Source organism: Shewanella salipaludis (assembly GCF_012911865.1).
GTDB lineage: Bacteria > Pseudomonadota > Gammaproteobacteria > Enterobacterales > Shewanellaceae > Shewanella > Shewanella salipaludis.
In genome coordinates this window covers 283814-301167 of sequence record NZ_JAAXYH010000002.1, presented here as the reverse complement: position 1 = coordinate 301167, position 17354 = coordinate 283814, and the positions used below count along the sequence as shown (strand labels likewise).

The 17354-nt window shown below is 55.2% G+C and carries 21 protein-coding genes; 14 read left to right on the top strand and 7 right to left on the bottom strand.

What is annotated here, in order from left to right; genetic code table 11:
- Positions 1-86 precede the first annotated feature (86 nt).
- Positions 87-701 (top strand): GTP cyclohydrolase II, encoded by a 615-nt coding sequence (gene ribA / locus HC757_RS04340; RefSeq protein ID WP_169563077.1) that lies wholly within the window; start codon positions 87-89, stop codon positions 699-701.
- A gap of 136 nt (positions 702-837) precedes the next feature.
- On the opposite strand, the gene HC757_RS04335 is transcribed toward ribA, so the two are convergent.
- The 7 genes from HC757_RS04335 to suhB all read right to left on the bottom strand — a co-directional run bounded on the left by HC757_RS04335 (position 838) and on the right by suhB (position 7599).
- Positions 838-1164, bottom strand: coding sequence for a VF530 family protein (locus HC757_RS04335; RefSeq protein ID WP_169563076.1), 327 nt, complete (start codon positions 1162-1164; stop codon positions 838-840).
- A gap of 192 nt (positions 1165-1356) precedes the next feature.
- Positions 1357-2799, bottom strand: a complete 1443-nt coding sequence (locus tag HC757_RS04330; RefSeq protein WP_169563075.1) for a carbon starvation CstA family protein — start codon at positions 2797-2799, stop codon at positions 1357-1359.
- Positions 2800-2973: 174 nt separating this feature from the next.
- Positions 2974-3684 carry a two-component system response regulator BtsR gene (gene btsR / locus HC757_RS04325; protein ID WP_169563074.1) on the bottom strand — a complete coding sequence of 237 codons (711 nt, stop codon included), beginning with the start codon at positions 3682-3684 and terminating at the stop codon, positions 2974-2976.
- 1 nt (position 3685) lies between these two features.
- Positions 3686-5371 carry a sensor histidine kinase gene (locus HC757_RS04320; RefSeq protein WP_169563073.1) on the bottom strand — a complete coding sequence of 562 codons (1686 nt, stop codon included), beginning with the start codon at positions 5369-5371 and terminating at the stop codon, positions 3686-3688.
- 175 nt (positions 5372-5546) lie between these two features.
- Positions 5547-6218: a nucleotide-binding protein gene (locus HC757_RS04315; protein WP_169563331.1), complete on the bottom strand. Its 672-nt coding sequence runs from the start codon at positions 6216-6218 to the stop codon at positions 5547-5549.
- A gap of 82 nt (positions 6219-6300) precedes the next feature.
- Positions 6301-6606, bottom strand: coding sequence for a PilZ domain-containing protein (locus tag HC757_RS04310; protein ID WP_169563072.1), 306 nt, complete (start codon positions 6604-6606; stop codon positions 6301-6303).
- 189 nt (positions 6607-6795) lie between these two features.
- On the bottom strand, positions 6796-7599 hold the full coding sequence (gene suhB / locus HC757_RS04305) for an inositol-1-monophosphatase (protein WP_169563071.1): 804 nt from the start codon (positions 7597-7599) through the stop codon (positions 6796-6798).
- Between the two features lie 152 nt (positions 7600-7751).
- On the opposite strand from suhB, the gene trmJ reads away from it, so the two are divergent.
- From trmJ to ndk, 13 genes are all read left to right on the top strand, one after another.
- Positions 7752-8480 carry a tRNA (cytosine(32)/uridine(32)-2'-O)-methyltransferase TrmJ gene (trmJ, locus tag HC757_RS04300; protein ID WP_169563070.1) on the top strand — a complete coding sequence of 243 codons (729 nt, stop codon included), beginning with the start codon at positions 7752-7754 and terminating at the stop codon, positions 8478-8480.
- A 13-nt stretch (positions 8481-8493) separates the two neighbouring features.
- The gene (gene cysE, locus HC757_RS04295; protein WP_169563069.1) at positions 8494-9315 is read left to right on the top strand and encodes a serine O-acetyltransferase; all 822 of its coding nucleotides are present in this window, start codon (positions 8494-8496) and stop codon (positions 9313-9315) included.
- A 209-nt stretch (positions 9316-9524) separates the two neighbouring features.
- Positions 9525-9986, top strand: a complete 462-nt coding sequence (gene iscR / locus HC757_RS04290) for a Fe-S cluster assembly transcriptional regulator IscR (RefSeq protein WP_169563068.1) — start codon at positions 9525-9527, stop codon at positions 9984-9986.
- 91 nt (positions 9987-10077) lie between these two features.
- Positions 10078-11292, top strand: coding sequence for an IscS subfamily cysteine desulfurase (locus tag HC757_RS04285; protein ID WP_169563067.1), 1215 nt, complete (start codon positions 10078-10080; stop codon positions 11290-11292).
- 40 nt (positions 11293-11332) lie between these two features.
- The gene (iscU, locus tag HC757_RS04280; protein WP_169563066.1) at positions 11333-11716 is read left to right on the top strand and encodes a Fe-S cluster assembly scaffold IscU; all 384 of its coding nucleotides are present in this window, start codon (positions 11333-11335) and stop codon (positions 11714-11716) included.
- A 14-nt stretch (positions 11717-11730) separates the two neighbouring features.
- Entirely contained in the window at positions 11731-12054 is a 324-nt protein-coding gene (gene iscA, locus HC757_RS04275; RefSeq protein WP_169563065.1) for an iron-sulfur cluster assembly protein IscA, read from the top strand.
- Positions 12055-12069: 15 nt separating this feature from the next.
- Positions 12070-12594 carry a co-chaperone HscB gene (gene hscB / locus HC757_RS04270; RefSeq protein ID WP_169563064.1) on the top strand — a complete coding sequence of 175 codons (525 nt, stop codon included), beginning with the start codon at positions 12070-12072 and terminating at the stop codon, positions 12592-12594.
- Positions 12595-12659: 65 nt separating this feature from the next.
- A complete protein-coding gene (gene hscA, locus HC757_RS04265; RefSeq protein ID WP_169563063.1) occupies positions 12660-14522 on the top strand; it encodes a Fe-S protein assembly chaperone HscA in 1863 nt (620 codons plus the stop codon).
- Positions 14523-14533: 11 nt separating this feature from the next.
- On the top strand, positions 14534-14872 hold the full coding sequence (fdx, locus tag HC757_RS04260; protein ID WP_169563062.1) for an ISC system 2Fe-2S type ferredoxin: 339 nt from the start codon (positions 14534-14536) through the stop codon (positions 14870-14872).
- Between the two features lie 43 nt (positions 14873-14915).
- Positions 14916-15335: a hypothetical protein gene (locus tag HC757_RS04255; RefSeq protein WP_169563061.1), complete on the top strand. Its 420-nt coding sequence runs from the start codon at positions 14916-14918 to the stop codon at positions 15333-15335.
- An 18-nt stretch (positions 15336-15353) separates the two neighbouring features.
- Complete coding sequence (rimK, locus tag HC757_RS04250) at positions 15354-16259, top strand: 30S ribosomal protein S6--L-glutamate ligase (RefSeq protein WP_169563060.1); 906 nt, start codon at positions 15354-15356, stop codon at positions 16257-16259.
- A 107-nt stretch (positions 16260-16366) separates the two neighbouring features.
- Positions 16367-16564, top strand: coding sequence for a Fe-S cluster assembly protein IscX (iscX, locus tag HC757_RS04245; RefSeq protein WP_169563059.1), 198 nt, complete (start codon positions 16367-16369; stop codon positions 16562-16564).
- Positions 16565-16866: 302 nt separating this feature from the next.
- Positions 16867-17298 carry a nucleoside-diphosphate kinase gene (gene ndk, locus HC757_RS04240; protein WP_169563058.1) on the top strand — a complete coding sequence of 144 codons (432 nt, stop codon included), beginning with the start codon at positions 16867-16869 and terminating at the stop codon, positions 17296-17298.
- Positions 17299-17354 lie beyond the last annotated feature (56 nt).

The window sequence follows — 17354 nt, the reverse complement described above, 5'->3', positions numbered from 1 at the left end:
GATTGGGAACGTATGCTGTACTCGCTTGCTGTATACGTGAATTTCATTCGCCTCAGGAATATGGGGCACGTTGTTAAGGTTGATTCATGTCGATTAACTATATAGCTTCTTCGAAACTTCCTACGCCCTGGGGCGTGTTCAGCATGCATGGTTTTGAAGATGTTCAGACGGGCAAAGAACATGTGGCATTAACCTTCGGCACCCTGATTGCCGATAGTCCCATGCTTGGCCGTATTCATTCCGAATGTTTAACGGGTGATGCCCTGTTCAGTCTGCGTTGTGACTGTGGTTTCCAGCTGCAGACGGCGATGCAGCATATTGCCGAGCACGGCCAGGGCTTCATCTTGTATTTGCGTCAGGAAGGACGCGGCATAGGCTTGCTCAACAAGATCCGCGCCTATGAGTTGCAGGACAGGGGCGCCAACACGGTCGAAGCCAACGAACAGCTGGGTTTCGCCGCCGACATGCGAAAATACGACATGATAGCCCCCATGTTGGAGAAAATTGGTGTCACCCAAGTCAGGCTGATGACCAACAATCCGCGTAAAGTGAAGGCCATGCAAGAGTTTGGCATCGAAGTTGTCGAGCGGGTACCGCTGCAGGTAGGCAAGAATCGTTATAACGAGGCCTATTTGAAGACCAAATCGACCGAGTTGGGACACATGATGTCTGAGCATCATTTCTCCGATGACGACCAATAGAAAGTATAGAAAGTATAGAAAGTAACAGGGCCCGGCATATGCCGGGCCCTTGTCGTATCTGTGTTGTATCTATGCTGTATCCAGGTTCGCGCTGTTGCTGCCATTCCCCAGTCAGGGCCACTCCCGCCAAGCTTGATTATTCTTTCGCGCCCCAGACATGGGCGTTGACTTCGGTGCCGACTGCCTGGCTCGGGCCGGCCGTTTTGGCCGCAACTTTTTCATTGGCATGGCCAGCCGGTTTGGGCAACGGCAGCTTATTGGCCTTCAAGTACAGGTATTCGACCTTATCCCTCGCCCAGGGCGTCTTGCGCAAAAATTTCAGACTGGATTTGACGCTGGGATCATGGGTGAAGCAGCGAATATTGATGCGCACGCCCAGCTCTTCCCAGCCATAGCGTTCGACCAAGTCGTTGATGATGGCTTCGAGCTTGATGCCGTGCAGGGGATTGTTTGCTTGAGTCATAACTCTGGATAGAAAATAAGATTTGTGGCAAGTATAACAGCTGCGGCCTGGGTGATAACAGCAGTGATGGCAGAGAGGATGGCAGGAGTGACGTGCCCTGGTGTCCGCGTCCTGGCATTTGGAATAAAAAAACGCCGCCGGGTCATTGACCCGACGGCGTTTTTAGTCGTGTTCTGAGCTTGATGACCTATCCTAGACCTGTTCGTTCACCCCGATATCGTCTTCACCCTTGCCGCTACTCTTGATGATCACCAAGGCAGTGATGAAGCCGGTCGAGATCACGCCTGCCAGGGTCGAGATGGTCATGGGCAAGCCGGCACCCAGGGTCGCCGAGTTCAGCAGGAAGCTGATGACGACCGCCGTCATGAACATGGCCGGCAGGGTACAAATCCAGTGCAGCTTATTATGGCGCAGCAGGTAGGCCGAGGCGGTCCAGAGCATCAATACCGCAGTGGTCTGGTTGGCGACGCCGAAGTAGCGCCAGATCACCCCGAAATCGACCTGAGTCAGAATAGCCCCCAAGATAAACAAGGGGATGGCCAACAGCAGACGTTTCGGCAAGGAGATCTGTGGCATGTCGAAGAATTCTGCCAAGATCAGCCGCGCCGATCTGAAGGCGGTATCCCCCGAGGTGATGGGCAGGATGATCACCCCGAGAATGGCCATGAAGCCGCCCACTGCCCCCAAGAGGCCGGTCGATGCTTGATACACGACATTGGCCGGGTTGCCTGCCATGCCCTGGTTCAACCCCTCAACGCCCCCGAAGAAAGACAGGGCGATGGCACACCAGATGAGGGCTATGATGCCTTCACCTATCATGGCACCGAAAAACACGAACCGGCCATTGCTCTCGTTCTCGACACAGCGCGCCATCAGCGGCGACTGAGTCGCATGGAAACCCGATACCGCGCCGCAGGCTATGGTGATGAACAGCGCCGGCCACAGCGGCATGTCGTTCGGATTCAGGTTATGGAAGAAGTCGCCGACTTCGACGCCGGGCAACAGGCTGTACTCGCTGGAAACCGCCAGCGCCAGGGTCAGACCGACAGACATGAACAGCAACAAGGCACCGAAGAAAGGGTACAGGCGACCTATGACCTTGTCGACAGGCACGACAGTGGCTATCAGGTAATAGACGAAGATGATGCCGACGAAGATGCTGACATCCCAGCCCGTGAGTTTACCCAGCAAACCTGCCGGGGCCGAGATGAAGACCACTCCGACCAAGAGCAACAGGACTATGGCAAACAGATTCATGAAATGCTTGGCACTCTTGCCCAGGTATTTACCCGCCAAGTTGGGGACCGACTGGCCCCTGTTGCGAATGGACAGCATGCCGGAAAAATAGTCATGCACGGCGCCGGCGAAGATACAGCCGATGACAATCCACAACATGGCCGCCGGGCCATAGAGCGCCCCGAGTATGGGACCGAAGATGGGCCCGACCCCTGCTATGTTTAGCAGTTGGATCAGGTAGACCTTGCCCTTGGACATGGGCACGAAATCGACCCCGTCGGTCTGGGCGAATGCTGGTGTTTGTCTTTGTTTGTTGATGCCGAAAATCTTCTCGACGAAGGCACCATAGATTAGGTATCCGCCGATTAACAGGCCGACACAGAGCAGGAACCAGATCATTATTATTATCTCCCCAGTTTGAGTGTGCGCCAGTGTAGGCCGAAAAATGTCGACGGATCCTGCGCATTTATCTCAGAGGTAGATATCGAATGTTAAGCGGTTGTATGGCGGCATGAGCGGTCAGGCATAGCTGCCTAATGCCCGACTGCAATGCTCGGCGGGGCGCGGGCGAGGCTATTGAAACCCCAGCAGTGTCTTGAGGCTCTTGAGGTAGCGTCTGGATACCGGCACTCTATCGCCGGAATGCATGGTGGCTTCGGCGCCTGTGTCCAGTATTTCAATCTCGGCTATGGCGCCGGGCGACAGCAGATATTGCCTGTGGCAGCGCACCAGCGGGGTCTTCTCCTCCAACAGCTTGAGGGTTAACTGGGTGTGGGCCTTGCCCTTGCAGCTTGCCACATGTATGCCGCTGAGATCGCTGAACACATATTCGACCTCCTTGGTGGCAATCACCTTGAGTTTGCTGCCGGAATAACAGGGCAGGTGTTCCAGCTGGCTCGGGGTAATGGCCGCCAGCGCCTGAGGCCGCAGATCCTTACGTACCTTGTTCAAGGTTTGCGCCAGGCGCAGCTCGTCTATGGGTTTGAGCAAATAATCGAAGGCATTATGCTCGAAGGCCTTGAGCGCAAATTCATCGAAGGCGGTAACGAAGACGATGCGCGGCATCTGCTCGGGATCCAGCATGGCGATGAGTTCCATTCCCGAGATCTTCGGCATCTGAATGTCGAGAAACACCAGCTGAGGTTTCTCCCTATTGATGCATTGCATGGCCTCTATGGCATTGCCTGCCTGGGCGATAACCTCAACGTCGGCGAGCGGCTTGAGCAAATCTGCCAGTTGCTCGCGGGCAAACGGCTCGTCATCGACGATGAGACAGGTGATCATCTTAGCTTTCCTTCATGTTTGCCGTTGCCGGCAGACGAATGCTGACAAGGGTGAATTCATCGGCCCGGCAGTCGACGCTCAGGCCATAGGGATTGCCGAACAGATTCTGGATACGCTTATGCACCAGGTTCATGCCAAGGCCCTCGGAGCCGGCGAGTGGCGGGCGATAGAGACCGGCATTGTCTTGCACCTGCAACAACAATTCTTCCCCCTGCAACTCGCCCGTCACCCGGATCCGACCCGCCTCCAGCAGGTGGGAGGTGCCGTGTTTCACCGCATTTTCAATTATGGGTTGCAGGGTAAAGGCCGGCACCCTGAGCCCATGCAGTGCGCTGGGAATGAGGATCTCCACCTCGAGCCTGTCGATGAATCTGGCCTTCTCTATGGCCAGATAGGCTGCTATATGCTCCAGCTCCTCGCCGAGGCTGATGAGGCCTGTGGTGCGCTTGAGGTTGATGCGCAAAAATTGCGCCAATTGCTGCAGCAGGCGCCTGGACATCTGAGGATCACGCTTGATGATGGCCCCTATGGTATTGAGGGCATTGAACAGGAAGTGTGGGTTGACCTGGGCCTGCAACAACTTGAGTTCGGCCTGGGTCAAGAGGTTCTGCTGTTGCTCGAATCTGCCGTGGAGGATCTGGTTGGACAGCAATCTGGCGATGCCTTCACCCAGGGTGCGATTGATATTGAGGAATAACTTATTCTTCGGCTCATAGAGCTTGATGGTGCCTATGACTTCGTTGTCACTGCGCAGCGGGATCACCAGGCTGGAGCCCAAGCGGCATTGACTGGCGATGGAGCAGGCGTAGGGCGTCTCTACGCCGTCGGCGAACATCACCCGATTCTGGGCTATGGCCTCCAGGGTAATGCGTGAAGAGATTTGGGTGCCGGGAATGTGATGATCGTCTCCTATGCCGATGAAAGCCAACAGCTTGTCCCTGTCGGTGATCGCCACGGCGCCCACCTTGGTCTCTTCTATGATGATCCTGGCGACCTCACTGCTGCTCTGCTGATTGAAGCCAGTGGATAAGAGGCCGACGCTGCGCTCGGCTATCTTGAGCGCCTTGGTCGAAAAACTGGAAGATAACTTGTCGAACATGGTCTTCTGATCGCGGATCATGCTCATGAACAGTGCGGCCCCTATGGAGTTGACCAGCAGCATGGGCGGTGCAATCTGCCGTACCAGGGACCAGGCATCGTCCAAGGGGCGTGCCACCAGGAGTATGATGCTCATCTGCATCATTTCGGCGCAGAAGGTGATCAGGCAGACCAGCAGCGGGTTGAAAATCAGCTCGCTCTTGCCGACCCTGCGCAGCAGATAGCTTATGATCCCCGCCAACAAGCCTTCGAGTGTGGTCGATATGGCGCAGGCAAGATCGGTAAAGCCCCCCATGCTGTACCTATGCAACCCGCCGGTCAGGCCGACGAAGAAACCTGTGACCGGGCCGCCGAGCAAACCGCCCAGCACGGCGCCCATGGCCCGGGTGTTGGCGATCGCGTCGTTGGTGTGCTCACCGAAGTAGGTGGCCATGATGCAGAAGCCGGAAAAAACCAGGTAGATGAAAATCTTATGGGGCAGGCGGGCCGACGCCTCGGCAAAGATCTTGAACAGCGCCGTCTTGCTCAGGAGATAGACTATCACCAGGTAGAGGGACATCTGTTGTGTTAAGAGCAAGATCAAGGACATAAGGGCAAGCAGCTGGCTAAGAGAGAGTGACTCCCATTCTGCCAGAGCCTGGGATGAATATCTGCCCCGCAGCGGGATAATTTACCCAGCCCCTGTGCCAGGCCGGCTAACGCTCCAGGGCTTTGAAATCAGGATTTTGAATCAGGACTTGGAGGCCAAGGCTTTCGGCCTGCGCTCAGCTGTCAGCGTTCTGTGGTTTTCTCGCCGTCAAATCCAAGAGTTCATGGGTGATGGCGCGGATCTCGGCGGCCGCCTTGCTCCTGGGTGCCGTCTCGACAACGGCAGCGCCTCGTCCCTCGCTGGCATCATAAATACGGCGGCTGAAGCTGACACTGTCGAGCACTGGGAGCCCGCAGGCCCGCACCCGCGCCTTGGCGGACACTATGTGTTTGTACTGGGTCGCTGCCGTAGGACACTGAGCCAAGATGACGGCAGACACCATGCGGGGATTGACCATGCTGCAGATGCCGAGCATGTCTCCCAGTCGATGCAGGCTGTCGAGATCCCCAGGCTTGGGGCGCAGGGGAATCGCGACCAGGCTGGCCACCGACATGGCGGCCTGCAGAGCCAGCTTGTCGTGGCCGCCACCGTCGACAATCACATACGCGAACCTGTCTTCGAGGCCGAGTAAGTCATGGCGTATCTTGCCTGCGAGTTGGATGCAATGCATGGCGCTCAGTTGCGGTGCGGTATTGCGGAGCTGGGCCCAGTCCGAGGTGCTGCCTTGGGGATCACAATCGACCATGAGCACGTCGCCGTTGAGACTCTGGCGGATCTGTACCGCGAGATTCTGGGCGAGACAGCTCTTGCCGCTGCCGTCTCTCTCGCCGCCAACGAGCAGTATCATATCTGGTCCCCGCATAGCCCACACCCCTGAGATTAAGTGTAGGACAGGCGGTTCGAGCCCGCAGCCCATCCGGGCTTCGAACTTAAAAGAGTTGCAGCGCTATCCGGAAGTGACAGCTACCTTCGGCGCTGCAGCGACCGACCTGCCCCCTGAGGTTATTCTCTCTTTCAGTATGTGGCGACAGGGTGATGTACACTAGCTGCCCCAGGGAGAGGGGGTGTTGCATACAGAGGAGCATGCCCCGACGGCCGATATTCAGACATAGCCCCTCACTGGCATGGGCTTGCTCGTTCGCATCCAACCAGTTGAGCCGTACCGGTTCGGCTTCCATGTCGAGCCGCAAGGAACGGCGCTGCTCGTCAAAGCTGGCTGAGTCGTCATCCGTCATTCACTCTTCCCCAACTGAATAGCCTGATAACATTACTATAGTAGAGCGGGTTTGCTCCTGTGAAGCGAAGAACTTGATGCCGGGGATAGGCGCATTGGGGCAAAGAGGAGAAGTCTGGGAGGGCAAGAGAGGCATAAAAAAACCGCCCTCTGTAGTCAGAGGGCGGTTTTCAGTCGGGTCTGCGGCGAATTAACGCTTCAGGCCTTCGTTCAGCAGTGGACGCATGATCTTGACGATTTCAGAGGTGACCTTAGGGGCACCGGCCACTATGTTGCCCGATGCCAGGTAGTTATGATTACCCGTGAAGTCGGTCACAGTGCCACCGGCTTCGCGGCAGATGAGGTCACCTGCGGCTATGTCCCATGGCTTGAGGCCGATTTCGAAGAAGCCGTCCAAGCGACCGGCGGCGACATAGGCCAGATCCAGGGCGGCAGAGCCGGCGCGGCGCAGATCGGCACACTGATTGAAGACTTCACCGAAAATTTTCAGATAAGATTCTGTGTGCTGACGGGCCTTGAACGGGAAGCCTGTGCCTATCACGCAAGGGCTCAAGTCGTTGACATTGCGGACACGGACGCGGAAATCATTGAGTTTGGCACCTTTACCACGTACAGCAGTAAACAGCTCTTCACGGACAGGATCATAGACGACGGCGACTTCTGTCTTGCCTTTGTATTGCATGGCAATAGAAACGGCGAAATGTGGGATGCCCCGAACGAAGTTGTTGGTGCCATCCAGAGGATCTACTATCCAGAGATAATCTTTATTATCGCCGCGGTTTTCGCCTTTCTCTTCCCCAACTATGGTGTGGTCAGGGTAAGACTTACGGATCTGGTATGTGATAGCTGCTTCCGCTTCCTTGTCTACACTGGTAACAAAGTCATTGATCCCCTTGGCACTCACCTCAATACGGTCGAGTTCAGTATAGGCACGCATAATAGTTTGGCCTGCGGCGCGGGCGGCGCGCACGGCAATAGTCAGCATCGGATGCATTGCAATCCCCTGGATGTTAAAGAACGGATAAAATAGCGAGCCGCATTATACCGGTTTTGCCGGTTATATCAAATGCGGATTTTCATATAAGCATTCCCACTCGGCTGTGATAATATCTTTGCCATGTTTTTTGAATTAAATTAAGTGGTTTCATGCTCAGTAATATTCGTGTCGTGTTAGTCGGTACATCCCATCCAGGTAATATAGGTTCTACCGCCAGGGCCATGAAAACCATGGGGTTATCAAACCTGTATCTGGCTGAGCCCAGAGTTGAACCCGACGGCCATTCGATTGCACTCGCCGCCGGCGCATCGGATATTCTCAAGGATCTGGTGCGGGTCGACTCCCTGGCCGAGGCCATCGAAGATTGTAGCCTGGTGATCGCCACCAGTGCCCGCAGTCGCACCCTGGACTGGCCCATGCTGGAGCCGAGAGAGGCGGGGCAGAAGCTGGCAACCGAGAGCCTCAATGGGCCCGTGGCTATCGTCTTCGGTCGCGAGAACCATGGCCTGAGCAACGAAGAGCTGCAGCAATGTACCTATCATGTGGCTATCCCTGCCAACCCCGAGTACAGTTCACTCAATTTGGCACAAGCTGTGCAGATCATCTGCTATGAAACCCGGGTCGCCCATCTGGCATTGGTCGCCGAGCCCCAGCCGCTTGAGAGCGAGTATCCCCTGGCGGCGGATCAGGAAAGGTTCTTCGACCATCTGGAGAAGACCCTGCTGAGCACAGGTTTCATCATCAAAAACCATCCGGGACAGGTGATGACCAAGCTGCGCCGTTTGTTCAGTCGTGCCAGAATTGAAGCACAGGAGATGAATATCCTGCGCGGCATCTTGACCTCTATAGACAAACAGGTTGAACCTAAACAGAAGTAAGGTGGAATAAGACATGGCTGTGATAGCTAGGCTAAAAGAAGACATTGAATCTATTTATCACCGAGACCCTGCGGCGCGCAGTGCGATTGAAATACTGCTTACCTACCCGGGAATGCATGCCATCTGGCTGCATAGGATCAGTCATAAATTCTGGAAGCGAAATTGTCGCCTGACGGCCCGTTGTCTGTCGACTTTCTCCCGCTGGCTGACGGGGATCGAAATTCACCCAGGTGCCACCATAGGACGACGTTTCTTCATCGACCATGGCATGGGGGTAGTGATAGGGGAAACCGCCGAAATAGGTGACGATTGCACCCTCTATCATGGGGTCACCCTGGGTGGTACTACCTGGCAGGCGGGCAAGCGTCATCCCACCCTGGAGAACAATGTGGTGGTGGGCGCCGGGGCCAAGATCCTAGGCCCCATCACAATGCATGAAGGGGCGCGGGTGGGATCTAACTCTGTGGTGGTCAAAGATATAGAGAAGGACACCACGGTAGTAGGTATTCCCGGGCGTGTGGTGGCCAAGCCCACCATGCACTCGAAAGAGAAAACCGAGCGCCGCAGTGCCATGGCCAAGAAATACGGTTTCGACGCCTATGCGGTGTCACCGGACAATCCGGATCCCGTCGCCAATGCCATAGGCCAGATGTTGGATCATATGCACTTGATGGACTCCAAGGTGCAGGAGCTATGCCAGGCGATTCAATCCATGGGCGGCAGTGTCTGCACCGAGAAATTGCCCGAGTTGGATGTGGGTGAGTTTATCGAGGCCGAGCATGCGGCGGCAGAGAAGCGCCAGAGTACCCTGGATGAATTCGATCCCATCATATAAATCGCCACTTATTTACCGAAACGCCGATTAATTGCCCTCGTGGCATTGAATCCTGAGCCGGAAAAAGGTTAAATACCCCCGCCAGATTGGTGGGAGTATTCAGGCGGCTTTCGCCGCTAATACTTGAGTGTTTTACTTGGTTTTATACTTGACTAAATTACTCGGGTATGGTGAAATTCCCCCATACCTGTTTGGGAGCAGTGGTCGATATGAAACTTACATCTAAAGGTCGTTATGCGGTAACAGCAATGCTGGATGTTGCTATTCATTCTGCATCCGGACCTGTTCCCTTAGCGGATATCTCTGAAAGACAAGGGATTTCGCTTTCCTATCTAGAACAACTCTTCGCAAAATTAAGAAAGCACGGCCTGGTTGCCAGCGTGCGCGGTCCTGGTGGTGGATATCGCTTGGGACTGGAGGCCAATGAAATCTCCGTGGGAATGGTGGTGCACGCGGTCGATGAGTCCGTGGAAGCGACCCGTTGTCACGGACAGGCAAATTGCCAGAATGGCACTCGTTGTTTAACTCACTCTTTGTGGGGCGATCTGAGTAAGCAGATTTCAGATTTTTTAAATAGTATCAGTCTTGCCGGTTTAATGCAGAAACGAGACGTGCAGTTTATCTCGCTCAAGCAAGACAAAATACAGAAGGAACAAAGGATTAGCGCCTAGCTATTGAGCTGTAATTCTTTGTTAAAATTATAAAATTATTTATGTACCTTGTATGTAGCCTCGGTAGAGACTGCTCAGTACGGAGTGTGTTATGAAGCTTCCTATCTATTTAGATTATGCCGCAACTACGCCAGTCGACCCCAGGGTCGCTGAGAAGATGTTCCAATGTATGACAATGGACGGCATTTTTGGCAATCCGGCATCCCGTTCACACAGGTACGGCTGGCAGGCTGAAGAAGCTGTCGATATCGCCCGTAACCAGGTGGCCGAGTTGATCAACGCCGACCCCAGGGAAATTGTCTTTACCTCGGGTGCAACCGAGTCGGATAACCTGGCGATCAAGGGTGTTGCGCATTTCTACAATAAGAAAGGCAAGCACATCATCACCAGCAAGACGGAACATAAGGCGGTGTTGGATACCTGCCGTCAACTGGAGCGTGAAGGCTTCGAAGTGACTTATCTCGAGCCTGCGGCCAACGGCATCATTCCTCTGGATAAGCTGGAAGCGGCGATGCGTCCCGACACCATATTGCTCAGCCTGATGCACGTTAACAACGAAATCGGTGTCATCCATGATATCGATGCCATAGGTGAGTTGTGCCGCGCCAAGGGGGTCATATTCCATGTGGATGCGGCTCAGAGCGCCGGTAAGTTGCCGATCGATGTGCAGGCGACCAAGGTGGATCTTATGTCCATTTCCGGTCATAAGATGTATGGCCCCAAGGGCATAGGTGCCCTGTATGTGCGTCGCAAGCCGCGTATTCGCCTCGAGGCGCAGATGCATGGCGGTGGTCATGAGCGCGGTATGCGCAGCGGCACCCTGGCGACCCATCAGATAGTCGGTCTGGGCGAAGCGGCGGCGATTGCCAAGGCAGACATGCAAATCGACAACGAACGCATCCGTCGCCTATGCGACAAACTGTGGAATGGCATCAAGAACATAGAAGAAACCTACATCAATGGGGATGCCGAGCAACGCTATTGCGGCAACCTCAACGTCAGCTTCAACTTTGTCGAAGGTGAGTCGCTGATGATGGCACTCAAAGACCTGGCGGTTTCTTCGGGATCTGCCTGTACCTCGGCCAGTCTCGAACCCAGCTATGTGCTGCGGGCGCTGGGCTTGAACGACGAGATGGCTCACAGCTCTATCCGCTTCTCCATCGGCCGTTTCACTACCGATGAAGAGATAGATCACGCGATTGAAACTATTAATCAATCTATTGGTAAATTGAGAGAAATGTCTCCTCTGTGGGAAATGTTTAAAGATGGGGTCGACCTTAATCAGGTGCAATGGGCTCATCACTAATACCTAACTCAAGACCGATAGCGCATTTTGGAGCAGTATCATGGCTTACAGTGAAAAAGTAATAGACCACTATGAAAACCCGCGTAATGTTGGGTCTTTCGACAAAAACGATCCTTCAGTAGTGACCGGCATGGTGGGTGCGCCCGCCTGTGGTGACGTGATGAAGTTGCAGCTGAAGATAGGTGCCGACGGTATCATAGAAGACGCCAAGTTCAAGACCTATGGTTGCGGCAGCGCCATCGCCTCCAGCTCACTGGTAACAGAATGGGTGAAGGGCAAGACGGTAGAACAAGCGGCCTCGATTAAAAATACCGACATAGCCGAAGAGTTAGCCTTGCCGCCGGTAAAGATTCACTGCTCTATTCTGGCCGAAGACGCCATTAAAGCGGCATTGGACGAGTACAAATCCAAGCAAGCTCAGTAATCCCTGGAGTTAAGATGGCAATCACAATGACCCCAGCCGCCGTTGACAGAGTCAAATCTTTCATGGCGAACCGTGGTAAGGGACTCGGCCTGCGTTTGGGACTGAGAACCTCTGGCTGCTCGGGTATGGCCTATGTGCTTGAATTCGTTGACACCCTCAACGACGACGATGAAGTTTATGAAGTCGAAGGGGTGAATATCATCATAGATGCCAAGAGCTTCATCTATCTGCAGGGCATAGAACTGGATTTCGTCAAGGAAGGTCTCAACGAAGGCTTCCAGTTCAACAACCCCAATGCCAAGGGTGAATGCGGTTGTGGTGAGAGTTTCACCGTCTAATGGCCTGAGTAACCCATGAATTATTTCGAGCTGTTCAGGTTCACGCCTGCCTTCACCATCGACACCGCCCTGCTTGCCGAGCGTTACCGTGAGCTGCAAAGGGCGGTGCACCCAGATAAGTTTGCCAACGACACGGAGCAGCAAAAGCTGCTGTCTGTGCAACGCACCGCCCAAATCAACGATGGTTTTCAAACCCTCAAAGATCCTATCCGTCGCGCCGAACACATGTTGGCGCTCAGGGGGATAGACTTGAGCCATGAGACCACCACGGTCAAAGATACGCAGTTTCTGATGCAGCAGATGGAATGGCGGGAAGCCCTGGAAGACATAAGTCACAGCCAGGTGCCCGAGCCAATGATCGACGGGTTGTACCAGTCTTTCGCCGCCTATCAGGCCGAACTGACCCAACTGCTGGCCGCTTTGCTCGACAGCGAACTGCAGGCTGACTGGTTGCTGGCGGCGGATCAGGTGCGCAAACTTAAATTTATGGCAAAATTGCATAACGAGCTGACCCGGGCCGAAGATGCCCTGTTCGACTGAGGCGATTTTGTCCGGTAATTCGCCGGCTTGAGTAGTAAGCCGGCTCTTGATCAAGTTGGAACCCTATGGCCCTTTTGCAGATAGCCGAGCCCGGTCAAAGCGCCGCGCCACATCAACACAGACTCGCGGTGGGAATAGATCTCGGCACCACAAATTCCCTGGTGGCCACCGTTCGCAGTGGTGAGACTGCGACCCTGGCCGATGAGCAGGGCAGGCATTCACTGCCTTCCATAGTGCGCTATACCCAGGATGCGATCGAAGTGGGTTATCAGGCCGCCTTGAGTTCGGCCCAAGACCCCCATAACACCATAGTCTCGGTGAAGCGTTTCATGGGTCGTAGCCTGGAGGATATTCAGTCTGGTCCCCAGAGCTTCGCTTATGAGTTTGCTGCCAGCGATAACGGTTTACCCCTGTTTGTCACGGCCCAGGGCACAGTGAATCCTGTGCAGGTCTCGGCCGAAATCCTGCGACCCTTGGTTCAGCGCGCCGAGCAAACCCTGGGCGGCGAACTCCAGGGGGTGGTGATTACCGTGCCTGCCTATTTCGATGACGCCCAGCGTCAAGGCACCAAGGACGCGGCGGCGCTGCTCGGGGTGAAGGTATTGCGCCTGCTCAACGAGCCCACGGCGGCGGCCATCGCCTACGGCCTGGATTCCAAGCAGGAAGGGGTTATCGCCATCTATGATCTGGGCGGCGGCACCTTCGACATCTCGATACTGCGCCTCAATCGCGGCGTGTTCGAAGTGTTGGCGACCGGGGGGGATTCGGCCCTGGGAGGCGATGATTTCGATCATCTGCTGCAGAACCATCTGCAGCAAGCCTGGCAATTGCCCGGCCTGAGTCCACAGCTGGGGCGTCAGTTACTGATAGAGGCGCGCCGGGTGAAAGAGGCGCTGACGCAAGAGACGAGTGTGCTCGCCAGCCTGACCCTGACCGATGGCAGCCTGTTGCAACACACAGTGACCAAGACGGATTTCGAAACCCTGATCGCCTCCCTGGTGAAGAAGACCATAGGCAGTTGTCGGCGCGCGCTGCGCGATGCCGGCGTCACGGCCGATGAAGTGCTGGAGACAGTGCTGGTGGGCGGCTCGACCCGGGTGCCCTTGGTACGCGAGCAAGTCGAGCACTTCTTCGGCAAGCCGCCTCTGACCTCGATCGATCCCGACAAGGTTGTCGCCATAGGCGCCGCCATTCAGGCCGACATTCTGGTGGGCAACAAGCCCGAATCCGATCTGTTGCTGCTGGACGTGATCCCCTTATCCCTCGGCATAGAGACCATGGGTGGCCTGGTGGAAAAGGTAGTGTCGCGCAACACCACCATTCCGGTCGCCAGGGCCCAGGAGTTTACCACCTTCAAGGATGGGCAAACGGCCATGGCCTTCCATGTGGTGCAGGGCGAGCGTGAGCTGGTAGCAGATTGCCGCTCCCTGGCGCGTTTTACCCTCAAGGGCATACCGCCGCTGGCGGCCGGGGCGGCGCATATCCGAGTGACCTTCCAGGTGGATGCCGACGGCTTGCTGAGCGTCACCGCCATGGAGAAATCCACCGGGGTGCAGGCCAGCATTCAGGTCAAGCCTTCGTTCGGTTTATCCGACACGGAAATTGCCCTCATGCTGAAAGATTCGATGCAACATGCCAAGGACGACATCGCCAGGCGCATGCTGGCCGAGCAACAAGTCGAGGCCGCCAGGGTGCTGGAGTCGCTCAATGCGGCGCTGCATAAAGACGGTGACTTGCTCGATGCCGCCGAACGTGAGGCGATCGATGCGGCCATGACCCAATTGGTGGTGGTCGCAGGGCAGGACGATACGGATGCTATCACCAAGGCCATAGAGGCCTTGGATGCACAGACCCAGGAGTTTGCCTCCAAACGTATGGACAATTCTATTCGAGCCGCGCTAAAAGGGCAGTCGGTCGACAATATATAGGTGAATCAAGTATGCCACAATTAGTCTTTCTTCCCCATGCAGAGCTATGTCCGGATGGCGCCGTCATCGAAGCCAAGGTCGGGGAGACCATACTGGATGTCGCCCTGCGCAGCGGTATCAACATAGAACATGCCTGTGAGAAGTCCTGCGCCTGCACTACCTGCCATGTGATAGTGCGCGAGGGTTTCGATGAACTGGAGCCCAGCGAAGAGCTCGAAGACGACATGCTGGACAAGGCCTGGGGCCTGGAACCTGAGAGTCGCCTGTCTTGCCAGGCCAAGGTGGTCGACAGCGACATGGTGATCGACATTCCCAAGTACACCATCAACATGGTCTCTGAAAACAACTAGTCGGCTTGGCTGCAACCAAGTAAAAAAGGGTAATAACAAATTGATGTTATTGCCCTTTTTTATGGTCAACATGTCTGAAAGCCTATTAGGGGTTAGCTTTGGCCAGGCTGACGTTGGCACTGCCAGCAATATCGTTATTTCGGTCAGCGACGGCAAGCTCGGCACCAGCCTGGCGGCCTTCGATATCACAGTGGCCAACGTCAACGACGCGCCCACAGGTAATGTCAGCATTGCTGCCGCCAGCTCCAAGGGCCAGACGCGCCCTGGGCGTGCGTTAGGGCGCCGGGCCTGGCGTCGAGAAGCGGGTGTGTGGGAGGGGAAGGAGCCCCTCGCCGCTAGCCAGTATCTTAGCTCAGAGAAAGCCAGTCACAGAGACGGGCTTTTTTTTTGCCTTGTCGCCAGCTATCTGCGCCGGGATGGATTGATTTCTGTTGCCGCAGGCGTATTATGCGCTCAATTTTAATGGGTGCCGGAGACCTGAATGAGAATCGCGATCCTATCGCAAGGGCCTGAGCTGTATTCGACGAAACGTTTGGTGGAAGCGGCCGAATTGCGCGGTCATCAAGTGCAGGTGATCAACCCGCTCGAATGTTACATGAATATCAACATGCGCCAATCCAGCATCCACAGTGGCGGTGTCGAGTTGCCGCAGTTCGATGCGGTGATCCCGCGCATCGGCGCGTCCATTACCTTCTATGGTTCGGCCGTGCTGCGGCAGTTCGAGATGATGGGCGTCTATGCCCTCAACGACTCTGTGGGGATCTCCCGTTCACGGGATAAGCTGCGCTCCATGCAGCTGATGTCGCGCCGTGGCATAGGCCTGCCCATCACAGGTTTTGCCAACAAGCCCAGCGATATTCCGGATCTGATCGAGATGGTCGGCGGCGCCCCCCTGGTAATTAAGCTGTTGGAAGGCACCCAGGGCATAGGTGTGGTGTTGGCGGAAACCCGCAAGGCGGCGGAAAGCGTCATCGAAGCCTTCATGGGACTCAAGGCCAACATCATGGTGCAGGAATATATCAAGGAAGCCAACGGTGCCGACATCCGCTGTTTCGTGCTCGGCGACAAGGTGGTCGCGGCAATGAAACGCCAGGCGATGCCGGGCGAGTTCCGCTCCAACCTGCACCGTGGCGGTAGCGCCAGCCTGGTGAAGTTGTCACCGGAAGAGCGTTCGGTCGCCATCCGTGCGGCCAAGACCATGGGGCTGAATGTCGCCGGGGTCGATCTGCTGCGCTCCAATCACGGCCCAGTGGTCATGGAAGTTAACTCTTCTCCCGGGCTGGAAGGCATAGAAGGTGCCACCAGCAAGGACGTGGCCGGTGCCATCATAGAATTTGTCGAGAAAAATGCCGCCAAAATGAAAAAGCCTGCCCTGGCTCAGGGTTGAGACTAAACTGGGATAGATTGGCAAGCTTTATGTTGTATCTACTTGCCTGTAACCCAAGGGCCTGAGCTGCGCCCGCGGCTTGCCTGGCCAAGATCCGAGGACAGATTATGGGACTCAAGTGGATAGATTCGTTGGATGTGGCACTGGAATTGCTCGAAAAACATCCTGAGGTAGATCCCCAAAAGGTGTTGTTTGTCGATCTGCGAGACTGGGTGCTTGAACTGGAAGATTTCGATGACGATCCGGCGCACTGCGGCGAGCGGGTGCTGGAAGCGATACAGCAATGTTGGATAGCGGAGAAATAGCCTGCGCCGCTCTCTCGGCGTCAGCGGCCGGCATCCCTGGGAAACCGAGTCGTCACCCAGCTGCGGCTTTTCATGTCATCTGGCTGTCATATTCATGATAAACAATGGCTTAACACTATTCCTTTCTGCCTGAACATGAGTCAATGGCTGCGAACTTAGCCTGTCGTCCCATGGCGTCTGTGGTTATGGCGCCTGACTCCCGGCTTCTGGGCGGTTAAGTTTGTTTAAAAGATAGGATTTGTGGTTTAAATCTCGTATAATCCGCGCGAATTTTTCAAACTTGCTGACAAAGGAAGCTAGTTATGGCGATCGAACGCACTTTTTCTATTATCAAACCTGATGCTGTTGCAAAAAACCACATCGGTGCTATCTACAATCGTTTTGAAACTGCCGGTCTGAAGATCGTTGCAGCTAAAATGCTTCACCTGACCAAAGAACAAGCCGAAGGCTTCTACGCTGAGCACAGCGAGCGCGGTTTCTTCGGTGCCCTGGTTGAATTCATGACTTCAGGTCCTATCATGGTTCAGGTTCTGGAAGGCGAAAACGCCGTTCTGGCTCACCGTGACATCCTGGGTGCTACCAACCCAGCGGATGCGGCTCCTGGTACTATCCGTGCCGATTTCGCCGAAAGCATCGACGAAAACGCCGCTCACGGTTCAGACGCGGTTGAATCTGCTGCCCGTGAAATCGCTTACTTCTTCAGCGCCGATGAGCTGTGCCCACGCACTCGCTAATCCAGATGACTGAATGAGTTGCTAAAAAAAGGAGCCTAGGCTCCTTTTTTGTTTTT

Excerpts from the sequence above, each read along its gene's own strand:
- cysE (WP_169563069.1), top strand. The coding sequence starts at position 8,494 with ATGGCTGTGATAGCTAGGCTAAAAGAAGACATTGAATCTATTTATCAC.
- iscX (WP_169563059.1), top strand. The coding sequence starts at position 16,367 with ATGGGACTCAAGTGGATAGATTCGTTGGATGTGGCACTGGAATTGCTC.
- HC757_RS04320 (WP_169563073.1), bottom strand. The coding sequence starts at position 5,371 with ATGTCCTTGATCTTGCTCTTAACACAACAGATGTCCCTCTACCTGGTG.
- HC757_RS04310 (WP_169563072.1), bottom strand. The coding sequence starts at position 6,606 with ATGACGGATGACGACTCAGCCAGCTTTGACGAGCAGCGCCGTTCCTTG.
- ndk (WP_169563058.1), top strand. The coding sequence starts at position 16,867 with ATGGCGATCGAACGCACTTTTTCTATTATCAAACCTGATGCTGTTGCA.
- HC757_RS04315 (WP_169563331.1), bottom strand. The coding sequence starts at position 6,218 with ATGATACTGCTCGTTGGCGGCGAGAGAGACGGCAGCGGCAAGAGCTGT.
- fdx (WP_169563062.1), top strand. The coding sequence starts at position 14,534 with ATGCCACAATTAGTCTTTCTTCCCCATGCAGAGCTATGTCCGGATGGC.
- hscA (WP_169563063.1), top strand. The coding sequence starts at position 12,660 with ATGGCCCTTTTGCAGATAGCCGAGCCCGGTCAAAGCGCCGCGCCACAT.
- iscR (WP_169563068.1), top strand. The coding sequence starts at position 9,525 with ATGAAACTTACATCTAAAGGTCGTTATGCGGTAACAGCAATGCTGGAT.
- HC757_RS04255 (WP_169563061.1), top strand. The coding sequence starts at position 14,916 with ATGTTATTGCCCTTTTTTATGGTCAACATGTCTGAAAGCCTATTAGGG.
- iscU (WP_169563066.1), top strand. The coding sequence starts at position 11,333 with ATGGCTTACAGTGAAAAAGTAATAGACCACTATGAAAACCCGCGTAAT.
- ribA (WP_169563077.1), top strand. The coding sequence starts at position 87 with ATGTCGATTAACTATATAGCTTCTTCGAAACTTCCTACGCCCTGGGGC.
- rimK (WP_169563060.1), top strand. The coding sequence starts at position 15,354 with ATGAGAATCGCGATCCTATCGCAAGGGCCTGAGCTGTATTCGACGAAA.
- HC757_RS04330 (WP_169563075.1), bottom strand. The coding sequence starts at position 2,799 with ATGATCTGGTTCCTGCTCTGTGTCGGCCTGTTAATCGGCGGATACCTA.
- btsR (WP_169563074.1), bottom strand. The coding sequence starts at position 3,684 with ATGATCACCTGTCTCATCGTCGATGACGAGCCGTTTGCCCGCGAGCAA.
- iscA (WP_169563065.1), top strand. The coding sequence starts at position 11,731 with ATGGCAATCACAATGACCCCAGCCGCCGTTGACAGAGTCAAATCTTTC.
- HC757_RS04335 (WP_169563076.1), bottom strand. The coding sequence starts at position 1,164 with ATGACTCAAGCAAACAATCCCCTGCACGGCATCAAGCTCGAAGCCATC.
- suhB (WP_169563071.1), bottom strand. The coding sequence starts at position 7,599 with ATGCATCCGATGCTGACTATTGCCGTGCGCGCCGCCCGCGCCGCAGGC.
- hscB (WP_169563064.1), top strand. The coding sequence starts at position 12,070 with ATGAATTATTTCGAGCTGTTCAGGTTCACGCCTGCCTTCACCATCGAC.
- HC757_RS04285 (WP_169563067.1), top strand. The coding sequence starts at position 10,078 with ATGAAGCTTCCTATCTATTTAGATTATGCCGCAACTACGCCAGTCGAC.
- trmJ (WP_169563070.1), top strand. The coding sequence starts at position 7,752 with ATGCTCAGTAATATTCGTGTCGTGTTAGTCGGTACATCCCATCCAGGT.